We start from the raw sequence: 17,189 nt of genomic DNA on the forward strand, positions 1-17,189 counted from the left end.
GATGCTGGTCTTCCTGATCCTGGTCGGGTTCCTCGCCTTCATCCTGTTTCGCCAGATCACGCCCGCCTTCCAGGCCAATCCGGGGCTCAACGGCCTGATCCTCGGCGTGCTCCTCATCGCGGTGCTGCTGGCCTGCGGGCAGGTGATCCGGCTCTACCGCGAGGCATCCTACGTCAACGCGGTCGCCTCGGGGGAGGCGGCCAAGCGCCCGCCGCGCCTCATCGTGCCGCTGGTGCCGGCGATCCAGGCCCGGCGCGACGGCGCGACGCTGCCGGGGGTGCGGGCCTTCCTCGACACCGTCGCCGCGCGCCTCGACGAGGGCCGCGACACCCTGCGCTACATCGCCGGCATCCTGATCCTGCTCGGCCTGCTCGGCACGTTCTGGGGCCTCATCGACACGCTCTCGGCGGTCGGCTCGGTGATCAAGTCGATGCGCGGCGGCGGCGAGGCCAGCGTGATGTTCGACGAGCTGAAGAACGGGCTGGCCGTGCCGCTCGGCGGCATCGGCCTGGCGTTCTCGGCGTCGCTGTTCGGCTTGGCGAGCTCGCTCATCACCGGCTTCCTCGACCTGCAGGCGAGCCAGGCCCATGCCCGCTTCCACAACGAGCTGGAGGACTGGCTGGTCTCGGGCGAGGAGGCGGCCGCGCCCGCGCCGGTTCAGGCGCGGCAGGAGCCGGTCGCGGTCGAGGCGCTGCAGGAAGCCGTCGACCGCCTGACCACCGTCGTGTCGGAAGGCGCCAACGGGCGGGCGGCGACGCTGGCGATGACCAACCTCGCCGAGGGCATCCAGGGGCTCGTCCAGCACATGCGCGCCGAGCAGCAGATGATCCGCGACTGGGTCGAGGCCCAAGCCGGCCGCGAGCGCGAGATGAAGCAGGTGCTCGACCGGCTCGGCCGCGAGCGGGTCTGATGGCCTCCCGCCTCGTCCGCCGCGACCGCGGCGTCAACGTCTGGCCGGGCTACGTCGACGCGCTGGCGACGCTGCTGCTGGCGGTGGTGTTCCTGCTGACGATCTTCGTCGTCGGCCAGTTCTTCCTGTCGCAGGAGCTGACCGGGCGCGACACGGTGCTGGCCAAGCTCAACCGCCAGATCGTCGACCTCACCGACCTGCTGGCGCTCGAGCGCTCGAACCGGCGCGGGCAGGAGGAGACGGCGCAGGCGCTCCGCAACACCCTGCTCGCGACCGAGGCCGAGCGCGACCGGGCCCGCGCCGAGGCCGCGGCGACGGCCTCGAGCAAGGGCCAGGCAAGCGACCTCGACAGGCAGCTCCAGGCCGAGCGCGGCGCGGCCGGCCGGGCGCAGTCGCAGATCGACATGCTCAACGACCAGATCGGCGCGATGCGGCGCCAGCTCGCGGCGCTCGAGGATGCGCTCGCGGCTTCCGAGAGCCGCGACCGCGAGAGCCAGGCCCGCATCGCCGACCTCGGCAGCCGCCTCAACGTCGCGCTTGCGCAGAAGGTGCAGGAGCTTGCCCGATACCGCTCCGACTTCTTCGGCCGCCTGCGGCAGATCCTCGGCAATCGCACCGACATCCGCGTCGTCGGCGACCGCTTCGTGCTGCAATCCGAGGTGCTGTTCCCGGCAGGCTCCGCCTCGCTGAAGGCCGAGGCCGGCCCGGAGCTCGACCGGATCGCGGGGGCGATCCTCGACCTCGCCAAGCAGATCCCGGCGGACCTGCCCTGGGTGCTGCGGGTCGACGGCCATACCGATTCGCGACCGATCGCCAGCGCGCAGTTCCCGTCGAACTGGTCGCTCTCGGCGGCGCGCGCCATCGCCGTCGTGCAGTACCTCGCGAGCAAGGGCCTGCCGCCGCAGCGGCTGCTCGCCGGCGCCTTCGGAGAGTTCCAGCCGCTCGACGCCGGCACCACCGACGAGGCCTACGCGAAGAACCGCCGGATCGAGCTGAAGCTGACCGAGCGCTAGAGCATTGTCGAGCGAGGTTGATCCCGGCTCGCGGGAAGACAATGTGATCCCACGACACGATAGAGCATTTTCCGTGACCCGGGGATCAGGGGAAATGCTCCAGGGGCTTACGCCTCGGCGAACGCACTTCGATACGCGAACAGCCCCGGCACCCCGCCGGTCATCAGGAACAGAACCGCCTCGCCCGGCCGGTAGCGGCCGGCGCGGACGTCGTGCAGCAGGCCAGCGAAGGCCTTGCCGCTGTAGACCGGATCGAGCAGCACGCCTTCGCTGCGGGCCATCAGGCGCACGGCCTCCCGCATCGCATCGGTCGGGATGCCGTAGCCCGGGCCGCGATGGCTTCCGTCGATCACGATGTCGGAAGCGGACAGCGCCGCGCCGGGCTTCAGCAGCCCCAGGGTCGCGTTGGCCTTGGCCAGCGTCTCGGCCTCGGCGTGGTCTTGCGCCGCGAGCACCGCGTAGGACTTCGCGAGCCTCGGATCGCGACCGATCGCGAATAGCCCGGCGGCGAGGCCGGCATGGGTGCCGGCGCTGCCGTTGGCGGTGAGGATGTGGGCGAAGGTCACGCCCATCGCCTCGGCCTGCCCGGCGATCTCCTCGGCGCAGGCGGCGTAGCCGAGGCTGCCCACCGCGCTCGAACCGCCGGACGGGAACACGTAGACCCGCCGCCCCTCGGCCCGCAGCGCGTTCGCGCGGACCTCGGCGGCGGCGAGCGAGTCGGCGTCGGCCGGCAATTCGTGGACGCGGGCGCCGAACAGGTCGTCGAGGAAGCGGTTGCCGTTGCCGACGTAGTCCGGGTCGGTGCGCGGCACGCTCCGGCTCAGGAAGAGTTCGCAAGCGAAGTTCTCGCGCGCGGCGGCAGCGGCGGTGAGGCGCGCATGGTTCGATTGCAGCGCGCCGACCGTGATCACGGTATCGGCGTTCTCGGCGCGGGCCGCCCCGAGCAGGAACTCGAGCTTCCTGAGCTTGTTGCCGCCCCCGCCGATCGGCGCGAGGTCGTCGCGCTTCACGAACAGGCGGACCCCGTTAAGCGCCGGGCCCAGGGCCGCCGAGAGCCGGTCGAGCGACTGGATCGGCGTCGGACGCTCGAGGAGCGCGAGACGGGGAAAGCGGGCAAGGTCGAGACGACTCATGCTACGGGTCTACCGCGTCGCGCTGCCGGGTTGAACCGGCAACCTCCGATTGCGCGATCGCGACGCTACTCCGCGGCGGAGACGCTCACCCCGCGCAGGCGCGGCTCCTTGCCCCGCGCGGTCTCGTCGAGGGCATCGGTGAACTGCAGGGCGGCGAGCTGCGCGTAGAGCGCGCCCTGTGCCAGCAGGCTCTCGTGGGTGCCGTCCTCGACGATGCGGCCGTCGTCGAGGACGAGGATGCGGTCGGCGGCGCGGATGGTGGCGAGGCGATGGGCGATGACCAGGGTCGTGCGCCCGCGCATCAGCCCGTCGAGCGCCGACTGCACTGCGCGCTCGCTCTCGGCATCGAGCGCCGAGGTCGCCTCGTCGAGGAGCAGGATCGGCGCGTCCTTCAGGATCGCGCGGGCGATGGCGACGCGCTGGCGCTGGCCGCCGGACAGGGTGACGCCGCGCTCGCCCACCGGCGTGGCGTAGCCCTGGGGTAGGGCGCGGATGAAGCCGTCGGCATGGGCAAGCTCGGCCGCGCGCTGCACCTCCGCGTCGCTCGCCTGCGGCCGGCCGTAGCGGATGTTCTCGGCGACCGAGCCCGAGAACACCGTCGGGTCCTGCGGCACCAGCGACATGCGGGCGCGCAGGGCCTCCGGGTCGACGCGCGCGACGTCGACCCCGTCGACGAGCACCCGGCCCGATTGCGGATCGTAGAAGCGCAGCAGCAGCTGCAGCACCGTGCTCTTGCCGGCGCCCGAGGGGCCGACGATGGCGATGCGCTCGCCGGGCGCCGCGGTGAAGGCGATGCCGTCGAGGGCGGCCGTCATGTCCCGGGTCGGGTAGGCGAAGCGCACCGCCTCGAACGCGACGGCGCCGCGGGCCGGCACCGGCATCGGCACCGGATCGGCCGGCGGCTTGATCGCCGGCACGGCGGCCAGGATCTCGCCGAGGCGCTCGGCCGCGCCCGCGGCCTGGGCGAGCTCGCCGTAGACCTCCGAGAGCTGCCCGAGCGCGCTCGCGCCGAAGACGGCGTAGAGCACGAACTGCGACAGCTGCCCGGCGCTCATGGTGTGGGCGAGCACCCCTTGCGCGCCGTACCACATCACCCCGACGACGGAGGCCGAGATCAGGAAGATCGCCACGCCGGTGAGCAGCGCGCGGGCGCGGATCGATTCGCCGGCGGCCGAATAGGCGCTCTCGGAGGCCTGCGCGAAGCGGTCGGCGGTGGCCCGGCCCATGCCGAAGGCCTGCATCGTGCGGACCGCGCCGACCGCTTCCGCCGCGTAAGCGGAGGCGTCGGCGAGGCGGTCCTGCGCCGCGCGCGAGCGGCGTCGGACGCCGCGGCCGGAGACGATCAGCGGGAACACGATCAGCGGGATCGCGACCAGCACCAGCACCGACAGCCTCGGGCTGGTGATCACCATCATCGCGACGGCGCCGACGAACAGGAACACGTTGCGCAGCAGGATCGAGATCGAGACGCCGAACACCGCCTTGACCTGGGTCGCGTCGGCGGTGAGCCGCGAGACGATCTCGCCCGACTGCGTCTTGTCGAAGAAGGCGGGATCGAGCAGCGTCAGCTGCCGGAAGACGGCGCTGCGGAGGTTGGCCACCACGCGCTCGCCCAGCGTCACCACCGTGTAGTACCGGGCGGCGCTCGACAGCGCGAGCACCGCGACGACCCCGAGCAGAGCCAGGAAGTAGGCGTTGATCATGCTCTCGCCGTCGGGCGAGAAGCCGTGATCGATCACTCGGCGCATGGCGATCGGCACCGTCAGCGTGGCGGCTGAGGCCGCCAGCAGCGACAGGAAGGCGGCGACGATCCGCCCGCGATAGGCCGCCGCGAAGGGGATCAGCGGCCGCAGCGAGCTCAGCGGGGCCTTGTTGCGACCTTCGGCGGGCGGGTTCTTCTTGCGGGCCATCACGCCTCTGGTGTTTCGTCCCTCGTCCGCGCGACAAGCATGCTTGTGAGCGGCCGGAGCCTGCGGTATACGCGCGCCTTCTTCCGATTGCGCGTGTGCAATGGCCGCGGGCCGCCAAGACGGGCCGTCGGCTTCGCATGAGCGGTTCGCACGAACGTGAGGTTCGTGGCAACGGTCCGATCACAGAGTTTCAACCCACGGATCTTACGGGCCGCGCCCTCCGCGCTCCCGGAGTTCGTGCACCGTCGAGGACGAGACGTCATGGCAAAGAGCGCGGCCGACAAGGCCAAGGGGACCGAGCACCCCGAATACCACTTCATCAAGGTCGTGATGACCGACGGCACCGAGTACCGGACGCGCTCGACCTACGGCAGCGAAGGCGACACCCTGAACCTCGACATCGATCCGCTGACCCACCCGGCCTGGACCGGCGGCGAGCAGAAGATGCTTGATCGCGGCGGCCGCGTCTCGCGCTTCACCTCGCGCTTCGGCAACCTCGTCGGCCGCAAGTAAGGGTTTCGATCCCGGCCTCGGCGTGCTGCCGGGGCCGGATCAACGCAAGAAGGGCGGCACCGCGGTGCCGCCCTTCTTGCGTTCTGGGCGTTCCGCTCAGGCCTGCAGACCGGGAAAGGCCGAGCGCAGGCGGTTCTGCTGGACGGCGACCGGGCTCTCGACGGCGGCCGGCGTCGGGCGGTCGTCGGAGATCAGGCCGTCGAGGTGCAGGATGCGGGCGTGCAGCCGGCGGGCGCGCAGGATCAGGTTCTGCAGCCGGACCGGCAGGAGCGTGAAGCTCTCGGCCTTCGGCGCCTCGGTCGCGGCGAGCCGCACGCGGTTCTTCTCCTGCAAGGCCTGGCTCGCGGTGAGCTCGCCCTCGGACACCGCGCGCTGCACCAGCAGCCAGGACGCGATCTGCATCAGCAGGGTGGTGAGCCGCATGCTCTCCGAGGCGTAGGACAGGGTTGCGTCCCGCGAGATCAGGCGCGACTCGTCGCGGCCCTCGCCGTCGAGATACGCCGCGGTCTCCTCCACCAGCGCCATGCCGTCGTGGAAGAGCGTCCGGAAGGCGTCGGACGTGACGTAGGTCCGCCCGAAATCGACCCAATCCCGTTCGTCCCGGAACGTGACGTCGTACCCGTTCATCCTGCCTCCTGCGTCGCTGCCGGGGCCTGTCGTCGTTCCGTCTTGGAACGCTCCCGGCCTGTCCGCGACCCTTGCCGCAATACTAGCGCCGAACGGAGGTCCCGCCGCGACAACCGAAAGGTAACCTTAATCGCGTCCGCGCACGTTCCACCGGAATGCCGCGATCGGGCGGTGAGGCAGTACCGCGCCGTCGATGCGCGATGACGAATGGCGGATACGACATGGGATAACATTGAGGCTGTAAGTCGACGCGCTGCATTATGCCGGCTCCTCAGAACGCCGCGCGCACGCCGCCGAACACCGACCGCCCGGCCCCCGGATAGAACGCCACCGGGCCGCCGGCCACGGCACCGGCGTTCGCGACCACGGTGATGTCGGAGACGTAGCGGGCATCGAGCAGGTTGCGGGCGTCGACGAACAGCGAGACGCCGTTCGCGAAGTCGATCCCGGCCTGCACGTTGAGCAGAGCGTATCCCGGCACCTTCAAGGTGTTGGCGTGGTCGGCGAACGCGCCCTGAGGCACCCAGTCGACCGACGGGGCGATGTGGAAGCCGCTCGGGTGGACGTAGCTCACCACCGTGCGCAGCACGTCCTGGGGCAGGCCGGCGATGCGGTTGTTGCCGTAGACGGGATCGCCGAGGAAGCGGAAGTCGTTGTGCGTCCAGATCTGGGACAGGCTCAGCCGGTCGCCGACGCCCGACAGGTCGCGGGCGAGGTCGAGGCCGAAGGCGGCCTCGACGCCCTGGTGCCGGGTGCGTGGCGCGTTGAAGGTCGCCGCCGGCAGGTTGATCGCCGCGCCGAGCGCGGTGTTGAAGTTGATCAGCTCGTCCCGGATGTCGGCACGGTACAGGGTCACGTCCCAGGTCAGGCGGTCGATCCGTCCGCGAGAGCCGGCCTCGTAGGTCCAGGCGCGCTGGGCCTGGAGCGGGACGAAGGTGGTGCGCAAGATGTTGGTCTGCACGAGGTCGCCGAAATCCGGCACGTCGCGCGAGCGCGTGACGTCGCCGAACACCTGGATCTCGGTCAACGGCTGCCACAGCAGGCCGAGCTTCGGGTTCACCCCCTCGTAGGTCTCGTCGGCGAACTGCACGTTCGGGCTCGCCGCGAGGCCGCCCTTGTTGCTGTAGGTGCGGTTGGACGAGAACGCCTTGGCGCCGGTCATCAGGGCCACGTCCGGCAGGAACCAGAACCGGTTCTCGCCATAGGCCTCGAGGTTCGAGGCGCTCTGCAGGGCGTTGAGGGTCTGCGCGCCGCGCTGGCCCTGGACGTTGACGAATTGCAGCGCCGAGTTCTGCCCGGCGAAGGCACGCAGGCCCAGGATCGTGTCGTTGCGGAAGCCGCCGAGGTCGAACGTGCCGGCCCAGTGCGGGCTGATGCCGTAGGTCCAGCCGTCCTGGTCGATCGCCTGGAAGATCGGATGGTAGAGCGATTTGTGGATCGCCCAGGTGTCGACGTCGAGCTTTCCCACGTCGAGGACGAAGCTGGTGCGGTTGGCGATGCGCTCGGTCTCGACCTTGCGCGACTGGTTTCCGGCGATCGCGGCGGCGTTGGCCAGCGTCGGATTGTTCAGCGCGTCGGACAGGCTCAGCGTGCCGGGCAGCTTCTGGTCGGTCAGGTAGATGCCGGCGTAGAACCGCGTCTCGACGCCCGGCGCCAGCTGGTAGCCGAGGTTGGCGTTGAAGTTCTGCGTCCGCTGGGTCTCGTGGTCGCGGAAGCCGTCGGCATTGGTGATGGTGCCGTTCACCAGCACATCGACCGGGCCCGAGATCCGCGAGGCCTGGAAGTTCTCGCGGATCGTGCCGAAGCTGCCGCCGTCGATCCGGACGATGTTGGGCGCGAATGCGGTGTAGGCGGTCGGCGTCACAGCGTTGATGGCGCCGCCCAGCGTCGTCGCGCCGAAGGTGAGGGCGTTTCCGCCCTTGTAGACCTCGACCGAACGCAGCGCCAACGGATCGATCTGGTAGAAGTCGCCGCTTCCGTCGGCGAGGTTGAACGGGATGCCGTCCTGCAGAAGCTCGATGCCGCGCAGGTGGAACCCGCGCGCGATGCCCGACCCGCGCACCGACAGACGAAGTTCCTGCCCGTAGCGCTCCTGGACCGCGACGCCGGGCGTGTCCTTGAGCACGTCGCGCAGGGTGTTGGCGTAGCGGTCCTGGAAGCTCGCCGCGTCGACGAAGGCCACCGACCCGACCGTCGCGTTCAGAGCCGCGCGCTGCTCGGCGACGCTCGGGACGGTGACCGAACCCGCCGCGGCACCGCTGACCGAAAGCTCGGGCAGCACGACGGCATCCGACGGCTCCTGCCCCCGGGAGGGCAGGGCGGCGGACAGCAGGACGGCGAGCGCCAGGGCGCCCGTTTCGACGGGACGGGACATGCGAGACACCTTCCGACGGCCGCCGGGCGCGCGTCGGCGCGGGCAGGTACGTCCGGACTGGATGGAGAGGGCGACGCCGACGCGGATCCCGAGCGGATGCGCGCGGCGTCGGCGCGGATCAGTGGTGGGCGTGACCCGCGGGCGCCTGGGCGCCGATCGGCGCGACCGTGAACGTCACCGGCACGGTGCCGGCGCGCGCGAAGGTCAACGTGCCGGCGACCGTCTCGCCGGCCTTCGGGCTCGCGGTCAGATCTTCGAACATCAGGTGCAGGCCGCCGGGGGCCAGCGTCACGGTCTCGCCGGGCCTGATCGTCAGGCCGCCCTCGACCGGCGCCATGCGCATCACGCCGCCGTCCATCGACATGCTGTGGATCGTGCCGCGCCGCGCGAGCGGGATCGCGGCCGCGATCAGGGTGTCGGGCACGGTGCCGGCGTTGGTGATGCTCACGTAGCCGCCGGCGACGGTGGCGCCGGCGGGCGTCGCGCGCAGCCAGGGCGTGGCGATGGTGAGGTCGCCTGCCTTGATCGCGGCCGGCGCCGCGTCGGGCTGGGCCGCCGCGACGATCCGCACCGACGGGGCCGGCGACTTCAGGTCCCGGGCGGTCTGGCCGGGACCGGGGATCTCGCTCCAGCGGTAGCCGCCGCCATCGCAATCCTGCTCGACCGGAAAGTACGCGGTCGCGCCCGGCGCGAAGGTGTCGGAGACCCGGGCGAAGAAGGTGAACTCGTCGATCTGGTCGTCCGGCAGGGCGCCGCCGGTCCAGGTGATCGCCGTGACGCCCTCGGACACCATCCCGTGGAAGGACTGGTAGGGCCTGGCGTAGGCGCCCCGCGTCGTCGTCACCTGCCAGCCGGGCTTCGGCATCGGCTTGGCGCCGACCATCCCCTCCGGGATGGTGACCCTGACCCGCGTGGTGGGCCGGCCGTCGCAGCCGTGGTTGATCTGCACGACGCCGCGATAGGCCGCGTTGGGGCTGGCCTCCTTGCGGTCGAGGGTGGCGTGGGCGAAGGCGCCCGGGCCGGGCAGGACGAAGCCGAGCGCGACGCAGAGGCCGGCACGCGTGATACGGGACATGGCAAAGCTACCGTCTGGCTGAAGGGATCGGGCGGCGATCGGTTCAGGCGACGGGCGGACCTCGCGGATGGGCGATGGCGCGGGGCGGCGCACGCGGGGCGTTCGCGGCGGCCCGCCAGAACGCGGTGGTGGCGACGCGGCCTTGCGGCCAGATGATCGTCGCGGCGGTGTCGCGAGGCGCCAACGCGTCCGCCACGTGGTGGGCGGCGGTGCAGCAATCGGCGTGGACGTGAGGCGTGTCCGGCGAGGGATCGCCGGCGGCGGCAGCGCCCGACAGGCACAGGGCATGGACGTCTCCGGCCATCGGAGCCGGCATCAGGCCGCCGAGGAAGCCCTGCAGGACGAACGCGTAGAGCGCGATCACGGCGGTGATCGCGCGCAGAGGTCTCGTCCTGTGGCTCCCGGGCGTCATGCCGACCCTGTCCGGCGACCGCGTCGCGTCTTCCGATTCCTTGGCACGGCTGGGCCGATTCCGCTGTGGCACGGAGGACGCACGCACCCGTGATGTGCGGGCACGCACCGGCACGCCACAATAAAGCCCGGTCGCCATGGAGTCTTAACCGTACCCGGACACCTTGGGCCCAAGGGAGACGGCGGCACAGCGCCCGCTCCACTTCGCCCATCCATGGACCAGAGCCACCACGATGCTCATTCAGGCTACCACCCGCGCGACCCTGAGCCTCGCGCTCCTCGGAACCGTCGCCCTCGTCGCCCCGGCTTCGGCGCGCGAGCAGGCCGGCGCCGGCTATGCCCAGGCCGAGTGGGCGCAGGACTACGCCTCGCCCGCCGCGATGCAGGTCCAGCGCTCGTCGACGCCGATCCTGTCGCCGCAGACGGTGGCGGCCACCGAGCAGATGGTCGAGCGCTACAAGGAGATCGTCTCTCGCGGGGGCTGGAAGCCGGTCTCCGGTGCCGACCGCCTGCGCATCGGCGCCCGCGGCGCGGTGGTCGGGGCCGTGCGCCAGCGCCTGATCGTGACCGGCGACATCGACCCGGTGGCCGGCAATTCCGGCGTGTACGATTCCTACGTCGCCGCCGGCGTGAAGCGCTTCCAGGCCCGCCACGGCCTGAGCCAGACCGGCACGATGAGCATGGCGACGCAGCAGGCCATGAACGTGCCGGCCGACATCCGCCTGCGCCAGCTCGAGATCAACGCAGTGCGCCTGCGCTCCTACTCGGGCAACCTCGGGCAGCGCTTCGTCATCACCAACATCCCGGCCGCCCTGGTTCAGACGGTCGAGAACGGTCAGGTCGTGACGCTGCACGCCGCCGGCGTCGGCAAGATCGACCGCCAGTCGCCGATCATGAACACCAAGGCGACGCAGATCAACTTCAACCCCTTCTGGACGGTCCCGGCTTCCATCGTGAAGAAGGACCTCATCCCCAAGATGCAGAAGGATCCGAACTACCTCACCGACAACAAGATCCGCATCTTCTCCGGCGAGGCCGAGATCCAGCCGAGCCAGGTCAACTGGAACTCGGACGAGGGCACGCGCTACCGCTACCGCCAGGATTCGGGCGCTGACTTCAACTCGATGGGCATCGTGCGCATCAACATCCCGAACCCATACGGCGTGTTCATGCACGACACGAACACCAAGGGCGTGTTCGGCGACGACTTCCGCTTCATCTCCTCCGGATGCGTCCGCGTTCAGAACGTGCGCGAGTACATCACCTGGCTGTTGAAGGACACGCCCGGCTGGGGCCGCGAGCAGGTCGAGCAGGCGATCGAGAGCGGCAAGCGCGTCGACGCCACGCTGTCCTCGCCGGTGCCGGTCTACTGGACCTACATCACCGCCTGGGCGACGCCGGACGGCCTCGTGCAGTTCCGCGACGACATCTACAAGCGCGACGGCGTGAACGTGCCCTCGACGATCGGCGCGCCGACGCCGGTCGCCAGCGCCGAATCGACCGCTCCGCAGAGCTTCGAGCCGGGCGACGAGGAGAACTAGCCCCGACGCTTCGGGCGCCGGCAAGACCCGCGGACGAGCCCCCAAAACATGACCGACGCGCGGCCCGTATCCCACCGGATGCGGGCCGTTCTCGTTTGCCACGTGGGTCGCTGATTCTGAGAGCCTGGACGCAGAGACAAAAATTCGGGACGCACAGCCATCGCGGGCAGGCCCACGCTCACTCTAGGACTTTCATCAGGCGCTACGTCCGCATGATGAGTGAGAAGACGTCGAATGCAGCATACGGCATCGATTCCGGCCTGGGTCGCCCGTCGCGGCTGGAGCCGGAGAAACCGGGTCTGGGTCCGCCTGTGGCTCGATCGCAAGCCCAAGGGCAACCGCTCGGCCGCCGAGCCGACCGAACCTCAGGTCGCGAGCGCGACGATCCTGCCGTTCACGCGCGAGCAGAATCGAACCGAGCCGACCCCGCGTCGGCAGCGGGCGCAAGACAGGTGACGCCGGCGGCCCCGCGTCGGCGACACGGTGCGGGTGCGGACGGACGGGTGCCCGCCGTCGCGGCGACCGGCTAAGGTCCACCGAACTCGGCGGCCCGAAGGTCCAAGGCGATTTCCTCCAGCAAGGCGATACGAGCCGACGCGGTCTGCGCGTCGCGCGAGGCGGCGGCCGGCCCCGACGGCGAACGCGGGACGCGGCCGGACAGGCGGCGCCTCGTCGGCATCGCGCTGATGTGCGGAACGCTGGCGTTCTTCGCCTGCCTCGACGCATCGGCGAAGGTGCTGGCCCGTTCCGGCGTCGACCCGCTGCTCACCACCTTCATGCGCTACGGCGTGAGCGTGGCGCTGATCTCGGTGTTCCTCAACCCGGTGACGACCCCGGCCGTCATGCGCAGCCGCCGCCTCGGCCTGCAGGTGGTGCGCTCGCTGTTGCTGTTCGGATCGACGGCGCTGAACTTCTTCGCGCTCCGCCACCTCCAGCTCGCCGAGACCCTGTCGATCCAGTTCGCGGCACCGCTCACCGTCGCGCTGCTCGCCGGCCCGCTGCTCGGCGAATGGTCGTCGCCCAGGCGCATGGCGGCGATCGCGGTCGGCTTCCTCGGCGTGCTGGTGATCGTGCGGCCCGGCCTCGGCCAGGTTCACCCGGCGGTCCTGCTCAGCCTCGGCAACATGCTCTGCTACGCGCTCTACATCCTCGCGACGCGCGAGCTCGCTGCGCATGATTCGACCGCGACGACGATGGTCTATTCCGGCTTGGCCGGCCTCGGGCTGATGACGCCGCTGCTGCCGTGGATCTGGACCAGCCCGGCCTCCCTCACGGTGTGGGCGCTGCTGGTCGGCATCGGCCTGTTCGGGACGATGGGGCACTGGCTGCTGATCCTGGCGCATGCGCGGGCGCCGGCCAACGTGCTCGCGCCGTTCCTGTACACGCAGCTGCTCTGGTCGCTGACGCTCGGCTACCTGCTGTTCGGCGACGTTCCGAACCGCTGGACCGTGCTCGGCGCGGCGGTCATCGTCGGCTCGGGCCTCTACCTGCTCGCCCACGACGCGATGGCGCAACGAAAAGGGCCGGCCACCCGAGGGTGACCGGCCCGTTCTAAGACGACGCTGCGTCGGGCTTAGCGGCCCATGCGCTCGCGACGCTCCATCCGCTCCTCGCGGCGGTCCTCGCGATCGCGGCGATCCGCCTCCGGATCGACGCCGAGGACGCCGCCCACGGTGCCGGTGGCCGCACCGACGGCGCCGCCGACCACGCCGCCGATCGGGCCGGCCGCGCGGTTGCCGTCCTCGACGCCGCGCTCGGCGCCGCGGACGGTGCCCTGGGCCTGCGCCGTGGCGGAGAGGGCCAGCGGCGAGAGCACGAGGGTCGTGGCGATCAGCAATGTCTTCATGGTGTCGGATCCTTGATCGAGTCTCGAGAATGTCCCGGCCGCGCGATCGGCTGGCTCCGGGTCCGTGACGGGTCAACGGGCGAAACCGCGAAAGGTCGCAATTTTCCTAGATCCGGCTCCGGATCGAGGCGGAAACGGCTTTCAATCCGGGCCGGACGCTTTCAGTCCGGGCCGGACCTCGACGTCTCAGCGGCGGTGGCGGCGATGATGCCGGACGGCGCGGCGCGAGCGCAGGTCGGTGCGGTAGGCGCGCCGGCCGGGATCGATCCCGAGCGCGCCGTTGACCGTTCCGACGGCACCGCCGACCGCTCCGCCGACCACGCCGCCCACCGGCCCGCCGACGCGGTTGCCCTCGGCCGAGCCGCGCTGTACGCCGCCGACGAGGCCCTGCGCCTGCGCGGGGCCGGCGATGGCGAAGGCGGAAACGGCGAGGGTCGCGGCGATCAGGAGATGTCTCATGGCGTGCATCCTGTCATGATGGTCCATCGCGTCTCGGACCCGCGCCGGGCAGGCCGGCGCGGCGGATCGCGTGGGATGGCAACGAACGCGCCGCGATTTGGTGGCAGCGGCTCGGGATGCGGCGTGGCGATGTGGTGAATCGGCATCGCTTCGCGGCACGCGCGCATCCGCTGGCCTCGGCTCGCGCCCGCTGCTAGAACGCCGCCCATGCGCAGCGCCGACGCCTGTCTCCGTCTTCGAATTATGGGCCCGGCCGCCGCGTGAGCGCCGCGCCCGCGCGGCTGCGCGGAGGCCGGGATCGTCACGGGAGCCACCGCTTCCTTCGCCCCTAGCGCCGTGACAGGCGCGGGCCTCCGCAGAGCCCGCACGCGCGCCGCCCGTATCCAGGACGCCCGACCCCATGACCGACGAGACCCAAGCCGAAGCCCCGGCCGGCCGCGACTATTCGAAGACCCTCTACCTGCCGCAGACCGATTTTCCGATGCGGGCGGGCCTGCCGACCCGCGAGCCGCTGCTGCTGGAGCGCTGGAGCACGACCGACCTCTACGGCCAGCTTCGCGCGCAGGCCGCCGGACGGCCGAAATTCGTGCTGCACGACGGGCCGCCCTACGCCAACGGCAACATCCACATCGGCACGGCGCTGAACAAGATCCTCAAGGACGTGATCGTCCGCTCCATGGGCGGCCTCGGCTTCGACGCGAACTACGTGCCGGGCTGGGACTGCCACGGCCTGCCGATCGAGTGGAAGATCGAGGAGCAGTACCGCGCCAAGGGCCGCAACAAGGACGACGTGCCGGTCATCGAGTTCCGCCAGGAATGCCGAACGTTCGCCGGCCACTGGCTCGACGTGCAGCGCGCGGAGTTCAAGCGCCTCGGCGTCACCGGCGACTGGGACCATCCCTACGCCACCATGGCCTATCCGGCGGAAGCGGCGATCGCCGCCGAGCTGATCAAGTTCTCGATGAGCGGGCAGCTGTATCGCGGCTCGAAGCCGGTGATGTGGTCGGTGGTCGAGAAGACCGCGCTCGCCGAGGCCGAGGTCGAGTACGAGGACCACGTCAGCGACACCATCTTCGCCGCCTTCCCGGTGCGCGAGGGCGCCGTCGCCGACCTGACCGACGCCCGCGTCGTCATCTGGACCACGACGCCCTGGACCATGCCCGGCAACCGAGCGGTCGCCTACTCCAAGCGCGTCGCCTACGGCCTCTATCGCGTCACCGAGGCCGCCGAGGACAACTGGGCCAAGGTCGGCCAGACCTACCTGCTGGCGGACGGTCTTGCCGCGGGCGTCTTCGAGGCCGCGCGCGTCGCAGGCCACGAGCGCCTGCGCGACGTGAGCCCGGCCGAGCTCGCCGGCCTCACCCTGTCCCACCCGCTCGCCGGCCGCGGCTACGACTTCGCCGTGCCGATGCTCGACGGCGACCACGTCACCGACGAGGCCGGCACCGGCTTCGTCCACACCGCGCCGGGCCACGGCCGCGAGGATTTCGAGGTCTGGATGGCCAACGGCCGCGCGCTCGCCGAGCGCGGCATCGAGACCCGGATCCCCTACACGGTCGATGCCGACGGCGCGCTGACCAAGGATGCGCCAGGTTTCGAGGGCAAGCGCGTCCTCACCGACAAGGGCGAGAAGGGCGATGCCAACAGGGCCGTGATGGCCGCGCTCCAGGAAGCCGGGACGCTGGTGGCGTCGGGCCGGCTCAAGCACAGCTACCCGCATTCCTGGCGCTCGAAGAAGCCGGTGATCTTCCGCAACACGCCGCAATGGTTCATCGCCATGGACAAGGCGGTGGAGTCGCTCGGCGACCGGACGCTGCGCGAGGTGGCCCTGCAGGCGATCGAGGACACCCAGTGGGTGCCGCCGCAGGGCAAGAACCGGATCAACGGCATGGTCGGCAACCGGCCGGACTGGGTGGTTTCCCGCCAGCGCGCCTGGGGCGTGCCGATCACCGTGTTCGTCAGGAAGGGCACCGGCGAAGTGCTGCGCGACGCGCGCGTGAACGCCCGCATCGTCGCCGCCTTCGCGGCGGAAGGCGCGGACGCGTGGTTCACCGATGCCGACGGTGCCCGCTTCCTCGCTCCCGACCACGACCCGGCGGCGTACGAGAAGGTCACCGACGTCCTCGACGTGTGGTTCGATTCTGGCTCGACCCACGCCTTCGTCCTCGACGACCCGGAGGCGTTCCCGGGTCTCGCCAACGTCGTGCGCCGGCGCGACGGCGGGCAGGATACGGTGATGTATCTGGAGGGGTCGGACCAGCACCGCGGCTGGTTCCAGTCCTCGCTGCTCGAATCGGCCGGCACGCGCGGCCGCGCGCCCTACGACACGGTGCTGACCCACGGCTTCGTCCTCGACGCCAAGGGGCTGAAGATGTCGAAGTCGAAGGGCAACGTCGTCGCGCCGCAGAGCATCATCAAGGATTCCGGCGCCGACATCCTGCGCCTGTGGGTTGCGGCGTCGGACTACACCGACGACCTGCGCATCGGCCCGGAGATCATCAAGACCTTCGCCGAGACCTACCGGAAGCTGCGCAACAGTCTGCGCTGGATGCTCGGCTCGCTCGCCCACCGCGTGGCGGGCGACGACGTGCCGGTGGCGGAGATGCCGGAACTCGAGCGCTTCGTGCTGCATCGGCTGCTCGAGCTCGACGGCGAGATCCGCGAGGCCTACCGCACCTTCGACACCAAGCGGGTGGTCGCGCTGCTGAACAACTTCCTGACCGGCGACCTGTCGTCGTTCTACTTCGACGTGCGCAAGGACGCCCTGTACTGCGACCCGGCCTCGTCGGTCGCCCGCCGGGCCGCGCTACAGGTGATCGACGAGGCCTTCCGCCGCGTCGTGATCTGGCTGAGCCCGGTCCTCGCCTTCACCGCCGAGGAGGCCTGGCTCGACCGGTTCCCGTCGGAGACCGGGTCGGTCCACCTGCAGACCCTGCCGGAGACGCCCGAGGCTTGGCGCGACGACGGGCTGGCCGCGCGCTGGCAGAAGATCCGTCGCGTCCGCCGGGTCGTGACCGGCGCGCTGGAGATCGAGCGGGCCGCCAAGCGCATCGGCGCGAGCCTGGAGGCGGCCCCCGCGGTCTCCATCGCCGATCCCGAGCTTCTGGCCGCCCTCGACGGCGTCGACTTCGCCGACGTCTGCATCACCTCCGCGATCCGAGTCGAGGCCGGGGAGGGACCGGCCGACGCGTTCCGCCTCGACGAGGTCAAAGGCGTCGCCGTGGTGCCGGCGCGCGCCGAGGGCCGGAAATGCGCGCGATCCTGGCGCGTCACGCCGGAGGTCGGCAACGATCCGGACTATCCCGACGTCACGCCCCGCGACGCCCGCGCCCTGCGGGAGTGGGACGCGGCGCACGCGGCCGCGAGCGCGGCGTGAG

Annotated in this window: 15 protein-coding genes; 7 read left to right on the plus strand and 8 right to left on the minus strand. The window is 70.9% G+C overall.

The window, feature by feature from the left end; translation table 11 throughout:
* The first annotated feature begins 1 nt into the window (after window position 1).
* Window positions 2–910, plus strand: coding sequence for a MotA/TolQ/ExbB proton channel family protein (locus MKK60_RS01120; protein WP_243983562.1), 909 nt, complete (start codon window positions 2–4; stop codon window positions 908–910).
* The gene (locus MKK60_RS01125; protein WP_243983555.1) at window positions 910–1,923 is read left to right on the plus strand and encodes a peptidoglycan -binding protein; all 1,014 of its coding nucleotides are present in this window, start codon (window positions 910–912) and stop codon (window positions 1,921–1,923) included. The genes MKK60_RS01120 and MKK60_RS01125 overlap by 1 nt, the downstream gene beginning before the upstream one ends.
* Window positions 1,924–2,030: 107 nt before the next feature.
* Here the strand turns inward: MKK60_RS01125 and MKK60_RS01130 are convergent, their stop codons facing one another.
* Both MKK60_RS01130 and MKK60_RS01135 read right to left on the minus strand, forming a co-directional pair.
* Window positions 2,031–3,056, minus strand: a complete 1,026-nt coding sequence (locus tag MKK60_RS01130) for a D-cysteine desulfhydrase family protein (protein WP_243983556.1) — start codon at window positions 3,054–3,056, stop codon at window positions 2,031–2,033.
* Window positions 3,057–3,121: 65 nt separating this feature from the next.
* Window positions 3,122–4,966 carry an ABC transporter transmembrane domain-containing protein gene (locus tag MKK60_RS01135; protein ID WP_243983557.1) on the minus strand — a complete coding sequence of 615 codons (1,845 nt, stop codon included), beginning with the start codon at window positions 4,964–4,966 and terminating at the stop codon, window positions 3,122–3,124.
* 261 nt (window positions 4,967–5,227) lie between these two features.
* Between MKK60_RS01135 and rpmE the strand changes: the two genes are divergently transcribed.
* Entirely contained in the window at window positions 5,228–5,479 is a 252-nt protein-coding gene (gene rpmE / locus MKK60_RS01140; protein ID WP_147728574.1) for a 50S ribosomal protein L31, read from the plus strand.
* 96 nt (window positions 5,480–5,575) lie between these two features.
* Here the strand turns inward: rpmE and MKK60_RS01145 are convergent, their stop codons facing one another.
* From MKK60_RS01145 to MKK60_RS01160, 4 genes are all read right to left on the minus strand, one after another.
* Window positions 5,576–6,106, minus strand: a complete 531-nt coding sequence (locus tag MKK60_RS01145; RefSeq protein ID WP_147728573.1) for a DUF1465 family protein — start codon at window positions 6,104–6,106, stop codon at window positions 5,576–5,578.
* 271 nt (window positions 6,107–6,377) lie between these two features.
* Window positions 6,378–8,480, minus strand: coding sequence for a TonB-dependent receptor family protein (locus tag MKK60_RS01150; RefSeq protein ID WP_243983558.1), 2,103 nt, complete (start codon window positions 8,478–8,480; stop codon window positions 6,378–6,380).
* Between the two features lie 118 nt (window positions 8,481–8,598).
* Entirely contained in the window at window positions 8,599–9,555 is a 957-nt protein-coding gene (locus MKK60_RS01155; protein WP_243983559.1) for a DUF1775 domain-containing protein, read from the minus strand.
* Between the two features lie 43 nt (window positions 9,556–9,598).
* Window positions 9,599–9,967, minus strand: coding sequence for a hypothetical protein (locus MKK60_RS01160; protein WP_243983560.1), 369 nt, complete (start codon window positions 9,965–9,967; stop codon window positions 9,599–9,601).
* Window positions 9,968–10,199: 232 nt separating this feature from the next.
* On the opposite strand from MKK60_RS01160, the gene MKK60_RS01165 reads away from it, so the two are divergent.
* From MKK60_RS01165 to MKK60_RS01175, 3 genes are all read left to right on the plus strand, one after another.
* Window positions 10,200–11,507, plus strand: a complete 1,308-nt coding sequence (locus MKK60_RS01165; protein ID WP_147729137.1) for a murein L,D-transpeptidase — start codon at window positions 10,200–10,202, stop codon at window positions 11,505–11,507.
* A gap of 234 nt (window positions 11,508–11,741) precedes the next feature.
* On the plus strand, window positions 11,742–11,963 hold the full coding sequence (locus MKK60_RS01170) for a hypothetical protein (RefSeq protein ID WP_147729136.1): 222 nt from the start codon (window positions 11,742–11,744) through the stop codon (window positions 11,961–11,963).
* A gap of 128 nt (window positions 11,964–12,091) precedes the next feature.
* Complete coding sequence (locus MKK60_RS01175) at window positions 12,092–13,048, plus strand: DMT family transporter (protein WP_409567345.1); 957 nt, start codon at window positions 12,092–12,094, stop codon at window positions 13,046–13,048.
* A gap of 32 nt (window positions 13,049–13,080) precedes the next feature.
* On the opposite strand, the gene MKK60_RS01180 is transcribed toward MKK60_RS01175, so the two are convergent.
* Window positions 13,081–13,353, minus strand: a complete 273-nt coding sequence (locus MKK60_RS01180; protein ID WP_147841094.1) for a hypothetical protein — start codon at window positions 13,351–13,353, stop codon at window positions 13,081–13,083.
* Window positions 13,354–13,539: 186 nt separating this feature from the next.
* The gene (locus MKK60_RS01185; protein WP_147841093.1) at window positions 13,540–13,812 is read right to left on the minus strand and encodes a hypothetical protein; all 273 of its coding nucleotides are present in this window, start codon (window positions 13,810–13,812) and stop codon (window positions 13,540–13,542) included.
* Window positions 13,813–14,212: 400 nt separating this feature from the next.
* Between MKK60_RS01185 and ileS the strand changes: the two genes are divergently transcribed.
* Window positions 14,213–17,188: an isoleucine--tRNA ligase gene (ileS, locus tag MKK60_RS01190; protein WP_243983561.1), complete on the plus strand. Its 2,976-nt coding sequence runs from the start codon at window positions 14,213–14,215 to the stop codon at window positions 17,186–17,188.
* The last annotated feature ends 1 nt before the right edge of the window (window position 17,189 follow it).

The organism is Methylobacterium sp. J-092 (genome assembly GCF_022829325.1).
Taxonomy (GTDB): Bacteria; Pseudomonadota; Alphaproteobacteria; order Rhizobiales; family Beijerinckiaceae; genus Methylobacterium.